This is a genomic window from Gemmatimonadaceae bacterium, from assembly GCA_020851035.1.
Classification (GTDB): Bacteria; Gemmatimonadota; Gemmatimonadetes; order Gemmatimonadales; family Gemmatimonadaceae; genus JACMLX01.
Map to the genome: position 1 here is coordinate 166,111 of JADZDM010000023.1, position 17,397 is coordinate 183,507.

Sequence of the window (17,397 nt, forward strand, 5' to 3'; positions counted from 1 at the left end):
ATCGACGGCGGAAACTGCGCCCGGGACCCATGCGCCGCCATCGGCCGTTCCCCGTCAGCCGCGCCCGGCACTCACCCGTCGGCCGGCGCTCCCATGCGCTGCATGGGCCCGTGTGATGTCCCACACGTGCGTGACAGCGGAAGTCGCCAGGGTTTCCGTGGCCCGGCACGGCAGAAACCGGAGCCGTACCAGCGGTATTGCGAGGATTCTCAACGCCGCCAGCCGGGATGCCCCGACCGGCGACTGCTTCCGGAACTTCAACTACACGCCACTAGGCTTCCTCCATGCTGCGTGTCACCGTATCCGGCCTCTATTGTGACGCCGGCGACTTCTTCATCGACCCCTGGCGGCCCGTGCCGCGTGCGATCGTCACGCACGCCCACGGCGACCACCTCACCTGGGGATGCGGCAGCTATCTCGTCAGCGCGCCGGGCGTCGGCGTGACCCGGGAACGCCTCGGCCAGTGGCAGGATCGCGTCGAGGGTATCCCGTTCGGCGAGACCCGCACGATCAACGGGGTGCGCGTCTCGCTGCATCCGGCCGGTCACATCCTGGGCTCGGCACAGGTGCGGCTCGAACGGGGGGGCGAGGTCTGGGTGGCCTCGGGCGACTACCAGGTCGATCCCGATCCGACCTGCGATGCCTGGGAGCCCGTGCGCTGCCACACGTTCATCACCGAGAGCACCTTCGGCCTGCCGATCTACCGCTGGCCGGCTCCGCGCGAGGTCTTCGCGGCGATCGATGCCTGGTGGCGTGCGAACGCGGCCGAGGGGCGGAGCTCATTGCTGTTCGGCTATGGGCTGGGCAAGGCGCAACGGCTCCTCGCCGGCATCGACCCGTCCATCGGCCCGATCCTGGTGCACGGCGCGGTGGATCGCATGACGCAGCTCTACCGCGAGGCTGGCGTGGCGATGCCGGACACTCGGTATGCCACCACCGCACGCGGCGAGTCCGCCGGCGCGCTGGTGGTGGCGCCGCCGAGTGCCGACGGCAGCACGTGGGCGCGCAAGTTCGGCGCGCAGTCGACGGCGTTCGCCAGCGGCTGGATGCTGGTGCGCGGGGCGCGGCGGCGGCGCAGCGTGGACCGTGGCTTCACCCTCTCGGATCACGTGGACTGGCCGCAACTGCTGGCGGCGATCGCGGCGACCGGCGCCGCGCGCGTGCTGGTGACGCATGGCTTCACCGGGCCCGTGGTGCGCTGGCTGCGCGAGCACGGCCTCTCGGCCGACGTGCTCGCGACGCGCTACGAAGGTGAGCGTGACGACGCCGCTGAGGGGCCGGCCGATGCGGCGGCCCCGGTGACCGACGTGTCGCCCGATCCGGTGGAGCCGGCCGGGGGATGAAGGCCTTCGCCGACCTGTACGATGCCATCGACCGCACCACCGCCACGCAGGGGAAGGTGGCGGCCCTGGTGGAGTATTTCCGCGGTGCGCCCCCGGCGGACGCGGCGCTGGCGGTGTCGTTCCTCGTCGGTCGGCGGCCGAAGCGGCTGGTGAAGTCGGGCGACCTGCGTCGCTGGGCCGCCGAGGCCGCGGATGTCCCCGACTGGCTGTTCGAGGAGAGCTATGCGCAGGCCGGCGACCTCGCCGAGACGATCTCGCTGCTCGTGCCCGAGACGGCGGCGCGGGACGACGCCGGCGGCGTGGTCGAGCCGTCGCTCGCCTGGTGGGTGGCGGAACGGCTGCTGCCGCTCGCGCGGATGGAGCCGGCGCAGCAGCGCGCCAGCCTGCTCGACACCTGGGCCACCCTGCGTGGCGCATCGCGCTTCGTGTTCAACAAGCTGATCACCGGGGCGTTCCGCATGGGCGTGTCCGATGGCCTGCTCGTGCGCGCGCTGTCGCAGGTGAGCGGCGTGGATGGCGATGCCATCAGTCACCGGCTGATGGGCCAGTGGGAGGCGACCGGTGAGTGGTACGCGCGCCTCGTGTTTCCCGAGACGCAGGATGCGGACTGGAGCCGGCCCTACCCGTTCTACCTCGCCTACCCGCTCGAGGCGGAACCCGGCACGCTCGGCGCGGCAACGGAGTGGCAGGTCGAATGGAAATGGGACGGGATCCGTGCCCAGCTCGTCCGTCGCCGCGGGAAGACGTTCCTCTGGAGTCGTGGCGAGGAGCTGCTCGCCGGCCGCTTCCCCGAGGTCGAGCAGACGGCGGAGTTCCTGCCCGACGGCACCGTGATCGACGGGGAGCTGGTGGCCTGGCGTGACGGCGCGCCGCTGCCGTTCTCCGAGCTGCAGCGTCGCATCAACCGCAAGGTCGCCGGCAGGAAGCTGCTCGCCGACGTGCCGTGTGCGATGATCGCCTACGACCTGCTGGAGCAGGACGGCGAGGACCGGCGCGCGGCGGACATGGCGGCGCGCCGTTCCGCGCTCGAGGCGGTGGTGCACGCCCTGCCATCCGGCGGCACGATGCACCTCTCACCCGTGATCATGGCGACCGACTGGCCGCAGGTGCTCGCGTCGCGCGCCGGCTCGCGCGCGATGCGTGCCGAGGGGCTGATGCTGAAGCGGAAGTCGTCCGCGTACGGCGTGGGGCGACGGGTGGGCGACTGGTGGAAGTGGAAGGTCACGCCGCTCACGGTGGATGCGGTGCTGGTGTACGCGCAGGCCGGCCACGGCCGGCGCGCGGGGCTCTACACCGACTACACCTTCGCCGTGTGGGACGGTGATGCACTGGTGCCGTTCGCGAAGGCGTACTCCGGCCTCACCGACGCCGAGATCCGGGCGGTGGACCGCTACGTGCGCCAGCATACGCTCGAGAAGTTCGGGCCCGTGCGCACCGTCACCCCGGGCCTGGTGTTCGAGCTGGCGTTCGAGGGGATCCAGGAGAGTGCGCGCCACAAGAGCGGGATTGCGGTGCGGTTCCCGCGCATCAGCCGCTGGCGCACCGACAAGCAGCCGCGTGATGCCGATTCGCTGGAGACGATCCGGGCGATGCTGCAGGCTGGCCGCGAGACACCGTGAGCGGCGCGACCATCGCCCGCGCCGCCGCGCCACACGACATCGACTCCTGGTTCGCGGCCAACGGCTGGTCTCCGTTCGCCTTCCAGCGCGAGGTGTGGCAGGCGTACGCGGCGGGGGCGTCCGGGCTGATCCACGCCGCCACCGGCACCGGCAAGACGTACGCCGCCTGGCTTGGGCCGGTGCAGGAGTGGATGTCGCGCAACGCCGTTGCTGCCACCCCGCGCAGGCGCAGCACGAATGCCCCGCTGCAGGTGCTCTGGATCACGCCGCTCCGCGCGCTCGCCGCCGACACCGAGGCGGCCCTGCGGGCCCCGATCGAGGCGTTGCAGCTGCCGTGGACCATCGAGTCGCGCACCGGTGACACCGCCGGGAAGGTGCGGCGGGCGCAGCGCGACCGCCTGCCGACCGCCCTGGTCACCACGCCCGAGTCGCTGGAACTGCTTCTCTGCCGCGACGACCAGGAGGGGCTGTTCGAGACGTTGCAGTGCGTGATCGTGGACGAGTGGCACGAGCTGATGGCCACCAAGCGCGGGGTGCAGGTGGAGCTGGCCCTCGCGCGGCTGCGGGCACTCTGCCCGACGCTGCGCACCTGGGGCCTGTCGGCCACCCTCGGCAACCTCGGCGTGGCCTGCGAGACGTTGCTGGGGCGCCACGGCAGCACCGGCGTGCCCAATCCCGGCGTGCTGGTGCGCGGCATCGTGCCGAAGGAGATCGCGATCGAGTCGCTCCTCCCGGAGACGATGGACCGGTTTCCGTGGGCGGGGCACCTGAACACGAAGCTGCTGCCGCAGGTGATCGCGCGGATCGAGGCGGCGCAGTCGGCGATCATCTTCACCAACACGCGATCGCAGTGCGAGATCTGGTACCAGTCGATCGTCGCCGAGCGGCCGGAGTGGCTCGAGACCGTGGCGATCCACCACGGGTCGCTGGACAAGGGGCAGCGGCAGGTGGTGGAGGACGGCTTGAAGAGCGGCCGGTTCCGCGCCGTGGTGGCCACGTCGTCGCTGGACCTCGGCGTCGACTTCGCCCCGGTGGACGTGGTGATGCAGGTGGGCAGCCCGAAAGGGGTCGCGCGGCTGCTGCAGCGTGCCGGCCGGTCGGGGCATGCGCCGGGCCGGGTGTCCACGGTGGTGTGCGTGCCGACGCACGCCTTCGAGCTGGTGGAGGTCGCGGCCGCGCGTGACGCGATCCGTGACGGGAAGATCGAGAGCCGCGATCCCGTGGACCGGCCGCTGGACCTGCTGGCGCAGCACCTGGTGACGCGTGCCATCGGCGGCGGGTTCACGCGCCCGGAGATCATGGCCGAGCTGCGCACGTCGCGCGCCTACGCGCCGCTCACCGACGCGGAACTGGACTGGGTGCTGGACTTCATCACCCACGGCGGTGCGGCGCTCCGCGCCTATCCCGAGTATGCCCGGGTGGTGAACGAGTACGGGCACTACTTCGTGACGGATCGGAAGGTCATCCAGCGCCACCGCATGGGCATCGGGACCATCGTGAGCGACACGGCGCTCTCGGTGCGCTTCCTGACCGGCGGCCGGCTGGGCACGATCGAGGAGAGTTTCATCGCGCGCCTGAAGCCGAAGGACCGCTTCATCTTCGCCGGCCGCGCGCTGGAGTTCGTGCGCGTGAAGGACCTCACGGCCTGGGTGCGGAAGGCGCGCAGCCCCACCGGGGCCGTGCCGAGCTGGCAGGGGTCACGGATGCCGCTGTCCACGGAGCTGTCCATCGCGGTGCGGCAGACGCTGGAGGAGGCGCGCCAGGGTGTCTTCACGAGCCGCGAGATGGAGGCGGTGCGCGGCATCATGGAGGTGCAGGCCGCGCGCTCGATCATCCCGGCCCCGGACGAGCTGCTGATCGAGCGGGTGGACACGCGTGAGGGCCATCACCTCTTCGTCTACCCGTTCGAGGGGCGCCTCGTGCACGAGGGGCTCGCCGCGCTGTGTGCCTATCGCATCGCACAGCTCGCGCCGATCACCTTCAGCTTCGCCTGCAACGACTACGGCTTCGAGCTGCTGGCCCCGGAGCCGATCCCGATCGCGGAGGCGCTGGAGTCGGGGCTGTTCGGCAGCGCCCACCTGCTGCACGACATCACGCAATCGCTCAACGCCGCCGAGCTCGCGCGCCGGCAGTTCCGCGAGATCGCGCGGGTGGCCGGCCTGGTCTTCCAGGGGTTCCCGGGGCAGTCGAAGTCGATGAAGCAGGTGCAGGCGTCGAGCGGGCTGCTGTACGACGTGTTCGCGAAGTACGACCCCGACAACCTGCTGCTGCTGCAGGCCCAGCGTGAGGTGCTGGAGCGGCAGCTCGAGGCGAGCCGCATCGGGGCCACGCTGCGGCGGCTGGAGGCGAGCACCGTGCGCCTGGTGGACGTGGACCGCCCCACACCGCTGGCGTTCCCGTTGCTCGTGGACCGCTCGCGGGCACGACTCAGCACGGAGAAGCTGAGTGACCGGGTGAAGCGGATGACGGCGCAGGCGGAGCGCGGCACGCCGTAGCAGCACAGCGGCAGCGATCAGTCGCGCGGCGCGGTCGATGTCTCCAGCGCCTCGAGCGCGCCCCGGTATTCCGCATCGCGCCGGTCGATCGCCACCGCGTTGCCGTACGCCTCGCGCGCATCGGCAATCCGTCCCTGGGCCTCGAGCACCTGCCCCAGGCGCCACCACGACTGCCCCCGGGGCGGCATCGCCGGCAGGAACGGCCCGCGCAGGTACTCGCGCAGCGCCGACTCGCCCGCGGCGAGGTCCACGCCGAGTTCCGCCGCGAGCTGGCCCTGCTGGAACAGCGCCGCGCGATCCGATGGCATGAGCCGACGGTAGTGGCCCAGCGCCTCACGCGCGACGTCGGCCCGGCGCAGCCGGGAGGCGAGGTCGAAGCGCGCGAACCAGGCCGGCGCGCTGTCGGGATGCATCGTCACGAGGTGCGCGAAGATCGAGTCCGCGATGGCGGTGCGCCCGTCCGCACGCGCCAGGTGCCCGCGCATCAGCGCCCCCCGGTACGGATGCGCGCGTTCCAGCCGTGCCGTGAGCCGCCCGGTCTCCGCCCGGCTGCCTCCGGCGAACGCGGGCAGGAGGCGCGCCATCCAGGCCAGTGACTCCAGCGCCTGCACGTCGGTGGAGTCGCGGCGCAGCGCCGCGAGGAACGCCGCCCGCGCACGACGCGCACCCAGGTATCGACTGGCTACGCCCGGCTGGCTCCCGCGCTGGAGCTGCGCCTGCCCGGTGAGCACCAGCGCCGGTGCGGAACTGTCGCGAGACGCCGCGAGCATTGCGAGGGCGGAATCGGGCTGGCCACGCGCCACCAGGGCCGCCGCGTCGGGCGCTGCGCCCGCCGGCGCGCCGGCCTGCACCGCCAGCATCGTCCCGACGGCCAGCACCAGGCTCACGCGCGCGCCGGTGGAGCGCTGGGTGGTCGACGCGCCACGGCGCACCGGGTAGTCGCGCTCCACGTCGCGCCAGGCCTCACTGATGGAGGCGGCAATCGCCCCCGCGGCCGCGGCGTCGGTGGACGAGGCCAGCCGGCGCACGCTGGTCCAGAGCGTCTCCAGTCGCGCCGCCGCCTCGTCGCGACGCGTGCTGACGACCAGCAGCCGGGCACGCGAGCGCAGCACGGCATCGCGCTGGTCCACCAGCAGCTGCACCGCCTCGGGATCGCCGGCGTCCGACTCGTGTCGCACGATCTCGGCCTCGAGGCGTTCCAGTTGCTCGCGCGGCGCGGTCTTCTCGAGCAGCACGAGTTCACGTTCGTGCGCCGTGATCGCATCCAGCAGCCGGCGCGCGCCGGTGATGGCCGCGGTCCCGCTCTCGCTCGCCGCGGGCGGCAGCGTGCCGGCCGCCGCGAGGATCTGCGACACGAACTCCTGCGGCGTCTTCGGGCGACGGTCCGCCGCCTGCTGCCGGTAGATCCGCTGGATGCGCGGGTCGCGCCAGAACGCGGAGTCGGTCGGCTTGTAGGTCAGGCGCTGCCGGTCCATGTAGCCCGCATCGGCGCCACGCGTGGCACGCTTCACGAGGAGGTTGGACAGCGTCGCCGCCACCACGAGGACGAGCAGGAAGACCACCAGTCCCACCAGCGGCACCAGCATGTCGAGCCGCGCCAGCCACGGCGCCTGGAAGAATGCGTGCGCCGCGGGAATCCGGTCGCGGATGGCGAGACGGCGAGGATCGGTGGCCCACGCCATCAGCGGCGCCTCGGCCAGCAGCAGCAGCGTGAGCAGGCCGGTCGTCGTCCGTGCCCCCTTGAGCGCGCCCGGCAGCCGGTCGTACACGTCGCCGGCGCGGCGCCAGCTGCGCGGCCACCAGAGCCACCACCAGCGCGGCGGCAGCGTGACCACGCGCCGGATCGTCCCCCACTCGTAGCCGCGCTTCCGCGCCTCGCGCACCTGCAGGCCATTCAGCAGGAATGCAAGCGGCGGCAGCATCCAGACCCACGCCTGGATCGAGAACAGCCGGCCACCGCGGAGCAGGGCCGAGAGCGCCAGTGCCGCACAGATCGCCGTGGTCACGACCACCTTGGCGCCGAGCTGCTGCAGCTCCGCCAGTTCGTACGTCAGCGTGTCGTCGTCGTACGCGGACCCACCGACGGCGGCGCGCAGGCTCCGCCCGTCGGCGATGCGCTTCGACGGATCCTTCTCGAGGCAGCGCATGATCGCGTCGGCCAGGTCGGCCGGCACGGAGGGGGCCACCGCCGACAGCGGCTTCGGCGGCACGGAGATGTGCTGCATGAGCAGCTCGCGGAAGCTCGCGCCGTCGAACGGCAGCGTGCCGCTGAGCATCTGGTAGCCCACCACGCCCACCGAGTACAGGTCACTCCGCCCGTCGAGGGACGGCTCGGCGGTCGCCTGCTCGGGAGACATGTAGTGCGGCGTGCCCATCACGGCGCCGACCTGCGTGAGGCTGGTGCCGGACTGCAGGGTGTCGGCGCGTGCGATGCCGAAGTCGGTGAGCAGCGCGCGACCGGTACTGTCGTCGATGAGGATGTTGTCCGGCTTGACGTCGCGGTGCACGATGCCTTGGCGGTGCGCATGATCGAGCGCCTCGGCCACCTGCGCGAGCATCGTGCGCGCGGTCTCGGCGTCGAGGACCTGCTCGCGATCGAGGCGCGTGCCGAGCGACTCGCCACGCACGTAGCCCATCACGAACCACACCAGGCCGCGGCGTTCGCCGAATGCGTACAGGGGCACGATGCCAACGTGCTGCAGGCTGGCGACGGTCTTCGCCTCGCGACGGAATCGTTCGAGCACGCCGGCATCGGTGGCCGAGCCCGGGGGCAGCACCTTGATCGCGACGAGGCGCTCCAGCGCCCGGTCGCGGGCCAGGTACACGGCCCCCATGCCACCGCGACCGATCAGGCGGACGATCTCGTACTCGTCGCCCACGGCCGCGACGAGGGCCTCGCGCAGGCTGTCGCCCTGCGCCTCGTCCAGCATCGGTTCCGACTCGATCGCACTGCTCATGGCTCGTTCTCCGTACGAATCCGGGGCGCACGTCCAGCCCACAGGTTAACCGAGCGAGGCCCAGTTGTTGAGCCTGTTGGCGTGAGGCCGCGCCTGCGCGCCAGCGACATCCCGGATGGCGCGGGGCAGGCCGTGATCGCGGTGCGGGCACGGGCGCCGCGCGCCGCCGGGCCGTGGCGGTGCGGCGTAGTTTCGTGCGGATGACTGCGACCATCTCCCTCGCGGGCGTGACCGTGGACCTGCTCGCCGACCGCGCGATGTTCGTGCACGAGGGCCGCACCCTCATCGTCGCCGACGTGCACTGGGGCAAGGCGGCGACCTTCCGCGCCCTCGGTGTGCCGGTGCCCCACGGCACCACGCGCACCGGCCTCGATCGGCTCTCCGCGCTGCTCGACGACACCGACGCACGACAGCTCATCGTGCTCGGTGACCTGTGGCATGCGCGTGCCGGCAAGACGCCGGCCACCCTGCGCGCCATCGAGGCGTGGCGCACGGCGCGGCCGGCGCTCGCGATCACGCTCGTGCGCGGCAACCACGACCTGCACGCCGGCGACCCGCCGCCCGCGCTTGGCATCACCTGCGTCGATGCCCCGCTCCGGTTCGGGCCATTTGCGCTCTGCCACCATCCCGGCGACGGCCAGGACGGCTACGTGCTCGCCGGCCACGTGCATCCCGTGGTGCGGCTGCATGGCCGCGGGCGCCAGCGCCTGACCCTGCCCTGCTTCGCATTCGGGGCGCGGGGCGGGCTGCTGCCGGCGTTCGGCGAGTTCACCGGGGGCGGCGTGATCGACCAGCGCGACTTCGCGCGCACCTTCGTGATCGCCGACGACAGCGTGCTGCCGCTGGCCGTCGCCGGCGACGCGGCTCAGCCGCCGCCGTACGTCACGCCGGGATAGAGCACCGCCAGCGAGCCATAGAAGAGCGGCTGGAAGATGTACCCGAACACCTGCCACGCCAGGAAGTAGCCCACGAAGTTCAGCGCCGGCGTGCGCCAGATCAGGTTCTGCCACACCCGCCCCTTCGCCTCGCCCACCAGCAGCGGGATCGCCGCGCTGCCATCCATCGGCGGGAACGGCAGCAGGTTGAACGCGGCCAGGAGCAGGTTCATGGAGAACATGGTGCCGAGGAAGAACGCGATCGCCGTCCACACCGGCCCGCCCTCGGTGCCGACGATGTGGCCGAAGGGTGCGCGGGTCGGCGCGTAGAACAGCCCGGTGTAGTCTCCGGCCCTGATCGCCAGGCCGGAGAGCAGCACCAGCAGCAGGTTCGCCCCGGGACCCGCCAGCGCCATCCACGCCGAGCGCTTCGGGTAGCGCTGCGCCCACGCCGGATCGTATGGCGCACTCGCGAAGCCGATCGGGAAGCCCATCGTGAGCGCGGTCAGCAGTGGCAGGACCACCATGCCGAACGGCTCGCGCCGGATGTGGGGCCACGGGTCGAGTGACACCTGGCCGCCGTGATAGGCCGTCAGGTCGCCCCCGAGCTTCGCGGCCCACGCGTGGGCCGCCTCGTGCAGCGTGGTGGAGAGGAGGAACACGACGTAGAACGTCAGTCCCTCACCGATGTCGTTCATGCAGGGGGCGGGGTGTGGGGTGCAGGAAGGCCGGGAACCCGGACGTGTCGCGGATCCCCGGCCTCACCCGTCCATGGAAACCTAACGGAGGCGTCAGCGGCCTCCGCCAGCCGCCGTCGCCGCCGGTGCCGTGGCCTTCGTGCCCTGCAGCCAGTAGCCGAACCACTGCCGCAGCCGGCCGAGGCGGTCCACCAGCAGCCAGGGCTCACCGGCGCGGGACAGCTCGTGCGTGCTGCGCGGGTAGCGCACCAGCTCCGCCGGCACCCCGAGCTTCTTCAGCGACGTGTACCACATCTCGGCGCTGCCCATCGCCGTGCGGAAGTCTTCCTCGCTCTGCACGATCAGCATCGGGGTCTTCACGTTCTTCACGTAGCGGATCGGCGACAGGCGGTCGTAGAGCGCCTGGTTGTCCCACGGCTTGCCGTAGAACTCGAACTCGGTGAGCCCCTGCACGTCGCTGGCGCCGTACCAGTAGGTCCAGTCGGTGATCGTGCGGTCGGTCTCGATGGCGGCGAAGCGGGTGGTCTTCGTGGCCAGCCAGGTGGTCATGAAGCCGCCGTAGCTGCCGCCGGTGGCCCCCATCTTCGTGCTGTCGATGTCCGCACGGCGCGCTATGATGTCGGTGGCCTTCATCAGGTCGTCGTAGTCCTCGAGCCCCCACCGTCCGCGCGTGACGTAGGTGAAGTCGGCACCGTAGCCGCTGGACCCGCGCGGGTTCGTGAAGAGCACGAACATCCCCTGCGCGGCCAGGTTCTGGAACTCGTCGAACCAGCCTTCGTTGTACTGCGAGTGCGGACCGCCATGGATGTACAGCACGACCGGGTACTTCCTGCCCGGCTCGTAGCCGTACGGCTTCATCAGCCACCCCTCGATCTCGAGGTTGCCGACGCTGCGATAGGTGAACCGCTCGGCATCACTCCATGCAACGTCCGCATTCAACGCATCGTTGAAGTGCGTGACCTGCCGCTCGTTGCCGCCGCTTGCATCCGACACGAACAGCTCGGTCGGCTTCGTCATCGAGGTCGAGACGTAGGCCATCACGCGGGCATTCGCGTCGAGCGAGATGCCGGTGGCGCGCCGGCGGCCGCCGACGAGCTCCCGCGGGGCGCCGCCGTTCATGTCGGCGTCGAGGATCGCCGCCCGCCCGCCGATCGACGCCGTGAAGCGGATGGCGCCGGTCGGGAGCCAGGTGATCGCATCGGGCTCGTACTGCCAGCTGCCGAGCAGGTTCCTCGGCGTGCCACCGGCCACGTCCACCACGTAGATCCGCGCCGACTTCGTGCGCGCCGGCCGCCCGATGAACGCGATCTGCCGTCCATCCTTCGACCACTCGAGATCCGACTCGGCGCCCAGCCACTCGGCCACCTTGCGCGGCGCGCCACCGGCCACCGGCATCACGTAGATGTCGGCATCGTTGCGCTCGGCCTCGTCACGCACGCGGTTGTACGGCAGCACGCCGAGGGAGTCGCGCTCCTTCTCGACGAGGCTGTCGGAACGCAGTCGGGCATCGGCGATGAAGGCGACCCACTGGCCGTCGGGTGACACCACCGGCGAGCGGTGCGAGTACGCGTCGCGCGTGAGCTGCACCTTCGTCGTGTCGCCGTAGGCCTGCTTCCAGAGCTGCGTCGGCCGATAGGTGCGTGCGGTGCGGCGTCCGGGGATCCAGTTGCGATCGTTCGACTTGAACGGGAAGTCCACGAAGTGGCGGCCGTCGAAGCGCGCGGGGTCGGCGGGCAGCGTGATGGCGTCGAACGGCGGCCGGGCGAGTGCGCCCATGCGCGCGTACGGATCACGTCCCGGTGACGTGGTGTCGGCCGGTGCGGCGTCCGACCAGACCGCGAACTGTCCGCTGGCGGGGGTGCTGCCCTGCGACGGCATGGTGGGCAGCTGCATCGCCTCGCCGCCGGGCACGTCGGTGCGCAGGACCCACGTGGTGCCCTTGCCGCCGGGACGGGTGGAGGTGAACAGGAGCGACTTGCCATCGGGCGACCAGCGCGGCGCGCTGCTTTCGTACCCCGGTGACGTCCAGCGCTGCGGCGCACTCCCGTCGAGCGCGGCGACCCAGACCTCCTGGTGTCGCTTGTTCTCGGCCTCCCGCACGGTCATGACGGTGAAGGCGACGCGGCCGCCGTCGGGGGAGACGGCGGGCTGGCTGACGGTGGTGACGCGGTACCAGTCGCGCAGGGTCATGGCGCGCGGCTGTGCCGGGGCCTGTGCCTGCAGCGCGCCGGCGCCGACGAGGCCCGCCAGCAGGAGCCGGTGGCCGGTGGAATGAAGGGCGAGTGACATGGGCTCGACGGATGTGCGGAAGGGGGTCCAGCGATGCGCGCATCTTACGGGCGCGAGCGGCGCAGCGCTGGCCGGTCCGCCGCCGTCAGGGCGCGCGGCGCGATGGTCGCGTCCGTCGCCGCGGCGGCGCGTGCGGCACGCCGTTCCCGGCCGGGCGAGGTGCACCGCCCGGCCCGGTCATCACGGCGCGGGCCGGATCCCCGTGTCGTAGAGCGCGACGACGGCGCCGGCCGGGTCGGCGATTACGGCGTAGCGCGCCGTCTCGCCCATGCGCTGTGGTGTGAGCCAGACCTTGCCGCCTCCCGCCACGCAGGCGGCGAGGCTGGCGTCGAGGTCGGCGACGGTGATGTAGACCATCCAGACCGGGGGCAGCACGGCGTTGCTGCCCCGCCGGTGGCAGATGCCGGCGACGGGTGAGTCGGTGCCGGGCAGGGTCATGACGTAGTCGTCGTAGTCACCCATCGAGAGCGGCGTGACCGACCACCCGGCCACGGCCGCGTAGAAGTCGCGCAGGCCGCTGGCATCGGGCACGGTGATGTCGGCCCAGCTGATGCTGCCGGCCTGAGGCGGTGGTGGCGTGCTCATGCGGGATGGGTGATTGGCTGACTGACGAGATTGGTGTGGCTTCATGCTGACGCCATGCTGTGCTCGATGCAAGCACACTCGACCGTCGGGTTGCAGAGTTCGGTTGTCGCGAGAGCTGCTCCCGGAAACTGTTGCAGTCACTCGCAGTTCCGTTCCGCGTTTTCGGCGTGAACCCTGTGACCATGCCCGAGCGACACGGGGGCTGGCCACCTGCGACACGGAGGCAGCGGGTGCGCGACGACAGCGTCGCGACAGGGGCGCGGTCACTGTCGTCTTGCTTGACCTTCGGCGTTTATTCGGTATCGTCAACAGTCCCACGACGAGCCGACGATGCCTGCCCCTGCTGCTGCCCTGGATGCCCTGCGCCATGCCCTCGACACGGTGGTCGAGCGGGAGCGCCCGCGGGATGATCCATCACTCCCCACCGGGATGGCCGAGCTCGACTCGCTGCTGGGTGGCGGATTGCCGAGGGGGCGGTTGTCGGAGTTGCAGGCCCCGCGGGGGCAGGGCCGGACGACGTTGCTGCGGAGTCTGGTGGCGCACACGCTGGCGAGTGGGCGCTGGGTGGCGATCGTGGATGCGCAGCGGACGCTGGCACCGGCGGACTGGGCTCGCCTGGCCAGTCCGTCCGCCAGCGGTCCGGGGGCGATCGGCACCACGCCACGGCCGAAAGCCGGGCCGGTGGCTCCCGAGCTGGAGACGAGCCGGCTGGCGGTGATCCGGCCTCCGGACCCATCGCGGGCGGCGTGGTGTGCCGACGTGTTGTTGCGATCGGGGGCGTATGCGCTGGTGGTGCTGGACGGGGTGCCGGCGTTGCAGCGGAACGTGGTGCTGCGGCTGACGCGCCTGGCGCATGACCGGCAGGTGGTGTTCCTGCTGGCCTGTGATGCGGAGTCGGCGATCCCCACGGTGGGGGCCTCGGTGCGGCTGGGGCTCCGGCTCGAGTCGCCGGAGCCGGTGCCGGCGGGTCGGGCCTGGCGCGAGCAGCCGGCCACCACCCGTCCGATGCGGTTGCTGGGCAAGGGGATTCCCGCGGTGCTCGACGCGCCGGATGCCCCGCCCCCGCCGTCGACCCAGCTCGCGATCACCGTGGCCAAGGGTGGGCCGCCCTCCACGATGCGCCTGCCGTACGTGATCACCACCCCCCGTCGCCTGGGGCGGCATGCCGAGGTGCCCGACCGGCGCGGGGTGGCGCGCCAGGTGGGGGCACCACCGAAGGCCGCCGGGAGCGGCATCGTGTCAGCGGGGGCGACACCGGTCGCGAAGACCATCGGGCGCGTCGATCGCGGATCGTCCGGCCGCCGCGCCGCCGACTCGCGCTACGGGCGTCGGTGAACATCAAGATCAACTGATTGACGCAAAGGCGCGAAAGGCGCAAAGAACGCAAAGGGGTCGACGCATCAGGCATGCCTCGCTCGCACGAGAAGCATCGCATTTGAGGGGAACTGCAGTGCAGTTGCAGTTCCCACAGCCGTCTCGATGCCACGTGCTACGCCGACGATGGCCGAGGGCACGGATCTCTTTGCGTCCTTCGCGCCCGTTGCGCCTTTGCGTCATGCGGTTGCTGTTCGTGACTCGAAGATGCGCGTGACGGACGTGATATTGAGCCCCATGCTGACGCAACTCGAGCTCCGCATCCCGCCGCCAATCCTGGCCGGCGTCACGGCACTGGTGATGTGGATGGGCGCGCACGACAACGCGCCGTTCGCGCGGCCGCCGTGGCTGGGGGCGCTGGTGGCGGGGATCGCGGTCGCGGCGGGGCTGGTGTTCGCGGTGGCGGTCGCGACGATGGTGCGGGCGCGGACCACCGTGACGCCAATCCGGCCCGAGCGGGCCAGCACGCTCGTCACGACGGGGATCTTCAGCGTGACGCGGAACCCGATCTACGTGGGTGATGCGCTGGCATTGCTGGCGTACGCCTGTCACCTGTGGCAGCCGCAGTCGTTCGTGGCGGTGCCGGTGTTCGTGGCGTGGATTCACCGCTTCCAGGTGCTGCCCGAGGAGCGGGCGCTGCGAGCGAAGTTCGGGGCGGCGTACGAGGCGTACCTGTCCCGGACGCGGCGCTGGATCTAGCGCGACCCAGGCATCTACGGGAAAAGCAGTTGACAAACCACGCGACGGGCGCGATAGTACGGAAGAACCCGTAGCCAAGGTGCCCCGCATGCCTGACCCGCTCTACTTCCCGCCCCGCGAACTGGCCGTCATGTCCGTCCTCTGGCGCACCGGCGGTGCCACCGTGGCCGAGGTGAAGGACGCCCTCGAGGAGCCGTTGGCGTACACCACTGTGCTCTCCGCCCTCCAGACGCTCGAAGAGAAGGGCTACGTCGGGCACGAGGCCGAGGGGCGCGCCTACCGCTACAAGGCGCTCGTCGCCGCCGCGGCGGCCGGCGACAGCGCCCTCGCCCGCGTCCGCGAGTCGATCTTCCAGGGCTCGGCCGAAAAGCTGTTCGCGCACTTCGTGAGCGACGAGAAGCTCAGCCGCAGTGAGCTGGAGCGGATGCGCCGCCTGCTGGCCGACCGGCTCGGGGAGGAGGCATGATCGCCTGGTCGATGGCGCAACTGCTGCTGCTCGGCGCGTTGCTGGCGCTGGCGGCGTACGGGGCCGAGTCGGCGCTCACCGTGGCCGGTCGGCAGACGCGATGGGTGTGGCTGTCGGCGTTGTTGATGACGGTGGTGCTGGGTGCGCTGGCGCCGATGCGCCTGATGCAGGGCGGGCGCGCAATCGAGCTGACACTCTCGGCCGCGCCGGCCACGGCGATCGCTGCGCCGGCGGCGCCAGCGGGCGCACTGGAGCTGTTGCAACGCACGTGGAGCGCAGCGCGCTCGCGTGGCGAGGCCCTCGTGCAGCAGGCGTGGAGCGCATGGCACGACGTGATGCCGGCGCAGGTCGAGACCGCGCTGCTGCTGGCCTGGCTGGTGGCCAGCCTCGCACTGCTGCTGCTGTTCGTGGGCGTGCATGTGCGCTACCACCGCCGTCGCGCGCAGTGGCCGCAGCGCCTGGTGCGTGGCACCACGGTGCGGGTGGCCGACGACACCGGCCCCGCCGTGATCGGCGTGACGCGCACCGAGATCGTGGTGCCGTCCTGGCTGCTTGCTCGCGAAAGCCGGGAGCAGGAACTGGTGCTCGCACATGAACTCGAGCATGTGCGGCTGCACGACCCGCTGCTCCTCGCGGTGGCCCAGGCAGCGGTGGTGCTGCTGCCCTGGCACCCGGCGGTGTGGTGGATGGCCAGCCGGATGCGGCTGGCGGTGGAGCTCGACTGTGACCGGCGCGTGCTGCAGCGCGGAGCCAGTGCACGGGATTACGGCACGCTGCTGATCGACCTCACGGATCATCGCGCCGGTTTCGGCGCGGCGCTCCCCGCCTTTTCCTGCTCGCCTTCCCATCTGGAACGGAGACTGGTTGCCATGACCCCGAAGCGCCTGAAGTACCCGCTCGTTCGCGCCCTCACCGCCGGCGCCTTCGCGTCGCTCGCGCTGCTGGCCGCGTGCGAGGCCAAGCTGCCGACGTCGGAGGAAGTGAACGCGATGACGGCCAGGTCAGCCACCGAGGCGGCCGCGTTCGCGACGATGGTGGACACGGCGGCGGTCCGGTACTTCATCGACGACGTCCCAGCGACGAAGGCCCAGGCCGAGAAGCTCAGTGCGGAGCAGATCGCGACGGTGAATGTGCTGCAGAAAGGCACGCAGAGTGGCGGCGAGGTGCGCATCATGACCCGCACGCCGACCCCGGCCGACTCGACCGACCCGACGCGTATCATGCTGCGCCGCGCCGACCCGACGCAGGTGACGTTCCACACGCCTGGCGACACGGTCACGGCCTCTGCGGGCAGCACCACCATCGCGCGCACGCAACTCGACGCGAAGCGCGCCGATGAGAGCAAGCCCCGCACGCCATTCACCGGCCTGCTGGTCGTCGACGGCGTGGCGCGTGAATCGAACGCCATGAACACGATCTCGCCCGACCAGATCATCTCCGTGAACGTCATGAAGGGCGCGGCTGCGACGGCCAAGTACTCCGACCCGCGCGCGGCCAACGGTGTGATCGAGATCGTCACCAAGAAGGCGACGCCCTGAGGCCTGCGTCGCACGACTGCACGGCATGACGCAAAGGCGCAAAGGGCGCGGAGGGCGCAAAGAGTTCGGGCCCGAATCGTGACTCCGTGAATTGAGGGGAACTGCCTTGGCTGTTGCAGTTCCCCTCAATTGCGTTGACGCTCGTGCGGGCCGGGCAGTGCCCCTCGCGCAGGACCGCCGTTCTTTGCGTCCTCCGCGCCCTTTGCGCCTTTGCGTCATGCCGTAGCTTTTCCCGACCCCAAACGGAAGAAGCGAATGACGAGAGCCGCAGTGATGCCAGCGCCACACGCACCGATCGAGGTGCGCGAGTATCCGGCGCCGGTGCTCGGCCGGAACGAAGCCGTGCTGCGCACGCTGTTGTGGGAGCGCAGTTCCTTAAGCATTTCTTCACTGCGGGCTTCGCAGGAGATAGTGCCGCTGTTGCACTTTTCCGCGTTCTCCGCGCTTTCCGCGTGAACC

Annotated in this window: 13 protein-coding genes; 9 read left to right on the forward strand and 4 right to left on the reverse strand. The window is 71.2% G+C overall.

Annotated elements, in window-relative coordinates; translation table 11 throughout:
• Positions 1-284: 284 nt before the first annotated feature.
• From IT355_16205 to IT355_16215, 3 genes are read left to right on the forward strand one after another with little or no spacing between them, the layout of a single operon-like run.
• Positions 285-1,343: a ligase-associated DNA damage response exonuclease gene (locus tag IT355_16205; GenBank protein ID MCC7054815.1), complete on the forward strand. Its 1,059-nt coding sequence runs from the start codon at positions 285-287 to the stop codon at positions 1,341-1,343.
• Positions 1,340-2,962: an ATP-dependent DNA ligase gene (locus IT355_16210; protein MCC7054816.1), complete on the forward strand. Its 1,623-nt coding sequence runs from the start codon at positions 1,340-1,342 to the stop codon at positions 2,960-2,962. The genes IT355_16205 and IT355_16210 overlap by 4 nt, the downstream gene beginning before the upstream one ends.
• 11 nt (positions 2,963-2,973) lie before the next feature.
• On the forward strand, positions 2,974-5,457 hold the full coding sequence (locus IT355_16215; GenBank protein MCC7054817.1) for a ligase-associated DNA damage response DEXH box helicase: 2,484 nt from the start codon (positions 2,974-2,976) through the stop codon (positions 5,455-5,457).
• Between the two features lie 17 nt (positions 5,458-5,474).
• Here IT355_16215 and IT355_16220 read toward each other — a convergent pair whose 3' ends face one another.
• Positions 5,475-8,414, reverse strand: a complete 2,940-nt coding sequence (locus IT355_16220) for a protein kinase (GenBank protein ID MCC7054818.1) — start codon at positions 8,412-8,414, stop codon at positions 5,475-5,477.
• Between the two features lie 200 nt (positions 8,415-8,614).
• On the opposite strand from IT355_16220, the gene pdeM reads away from it, so the two are divergent.
• On the forward strand, positions 8,615-9,310 hold the full coding sequence (gene pdeM, locus IT355_16225) for a ligase-associated DNA damage response endonuclease PdeM (protein ID MCC7054819.1): 696 nt from the start codon (positions 8,615-8,617) through the stop codon (positions 9,308-9,310).
• Here pdeM and IT355_16230 read toward each other — a convergent pair.
• From IT355_16230 to IT355_16240, 3 genes are all read right to left on the reverse strand, one after another.
• Complete coding sequence (locus tag IT355_16230) at positions 9,280-9,987, reverse strand: hypothetical protein (GenBank protein MCC7054820.1); 708 nt, start codon at positions 9,985-9,987, stop codon at positions 9,280-9,282. The two genes, pdeM and IT355_16230, sit on opposite strands and share 31 nt — an antisense overlap.
• Positions 9,988-10,080: 93 nt before the next feature.
• Positions 10,081-12,276 carry a S9 family peptidase gene (locus IT355_16235; GenBank protein MCC7054821.1) on the reverse strand — a complete coding sequence of 732 codons (2,196 nt, stop codon included), beginning with the start codon at positions 12,274-12,276 and terminating at the stop codon, positions 10,081-10,083.
• Between the two features lie 180 nt (positions 12,277-12,456).
• Positions 12,457-12,861, reverse strand: a complete 405-nt coding sequence (locus tag IT355_16240; protein MCC7054822.1) for a VOC family protein — start codon at positions 12,859-12,861, stop codon at positions 12,457-12,459.
• Between the two features lie 330 nt (positions 12,862-13,191).
• Here IT355_16240 and IT355_16245 point away from each other — a divergent pair, with 330 nt between their 5' ends.
• The 5 genes from IT355_16245 (at position 13,192) to IT355_16265 (ending at position 17,394) form a co-directional block, all read left to right on the forward strand.
• Positions 13,192-14,196 (forward strand): hypothetical protein, encoded by a 1,005-nt coding sequence (locus IT355_16245; protein ID MCC7054823.1) that lies wholly within the window; start codon positions 13,192-13,194, stop codon positions 14,194-14,196.
• Between the two features lie 276 nt (positions 14,197-14,472).
• On the forward strand, positions 14,473-14,934 hold the full coding sequence (locus IT355_16250) for an isoprenylcysteine carboxylmethyltransferase family protein (protein ID MCC7054824.1): 462 nt from the start codon (positions 14,473-14,475) through the stop codon (positions 14,932-14,934).
• A gap of 88 nt (positions 14,935-15,022) precedes the next feature.
• Positions 15,023-15,400 carry a BlaI/MecI/CopY family transcriptional regulator gene (locus IT355_16255; GenBank protein MCC7054825.1) on the forward strand — a complete coding sequence of 126 codons (378 nt, stop codon included), beginning with the start codon at positions 15,023-15,025 and terminating at the stop codon, positions 15,398-15,400.
• The gene (locus IT355_16260; protein MCC7054826.1) at positions 15,397-16,938 is read left to right on the forward strand and encodes a hypothetical protein; all 1,542 of its coding nucleotides are present in this window, start codon (positions 15,397-15,399) and stop codon (positions 16,936-16,938) included. Before IT355_16255 ends, IT355_16260 begins: the two co-directional genes overlap by 4 nt.
• Before the next feature lie 273 nt (positions 16,939-17,211).
• Positions 17,212-17,394, forward strand: coding sequence for a hypothetical protein (locus IT355_16265; GenBank protein ID MCC7054827.1), 183 nt, complete (start codon positions 17,212-17,214; stop codon positions 17,392-17,394).
• Positions 17,395-17,397: the final 3 nt, after the last annotated feature.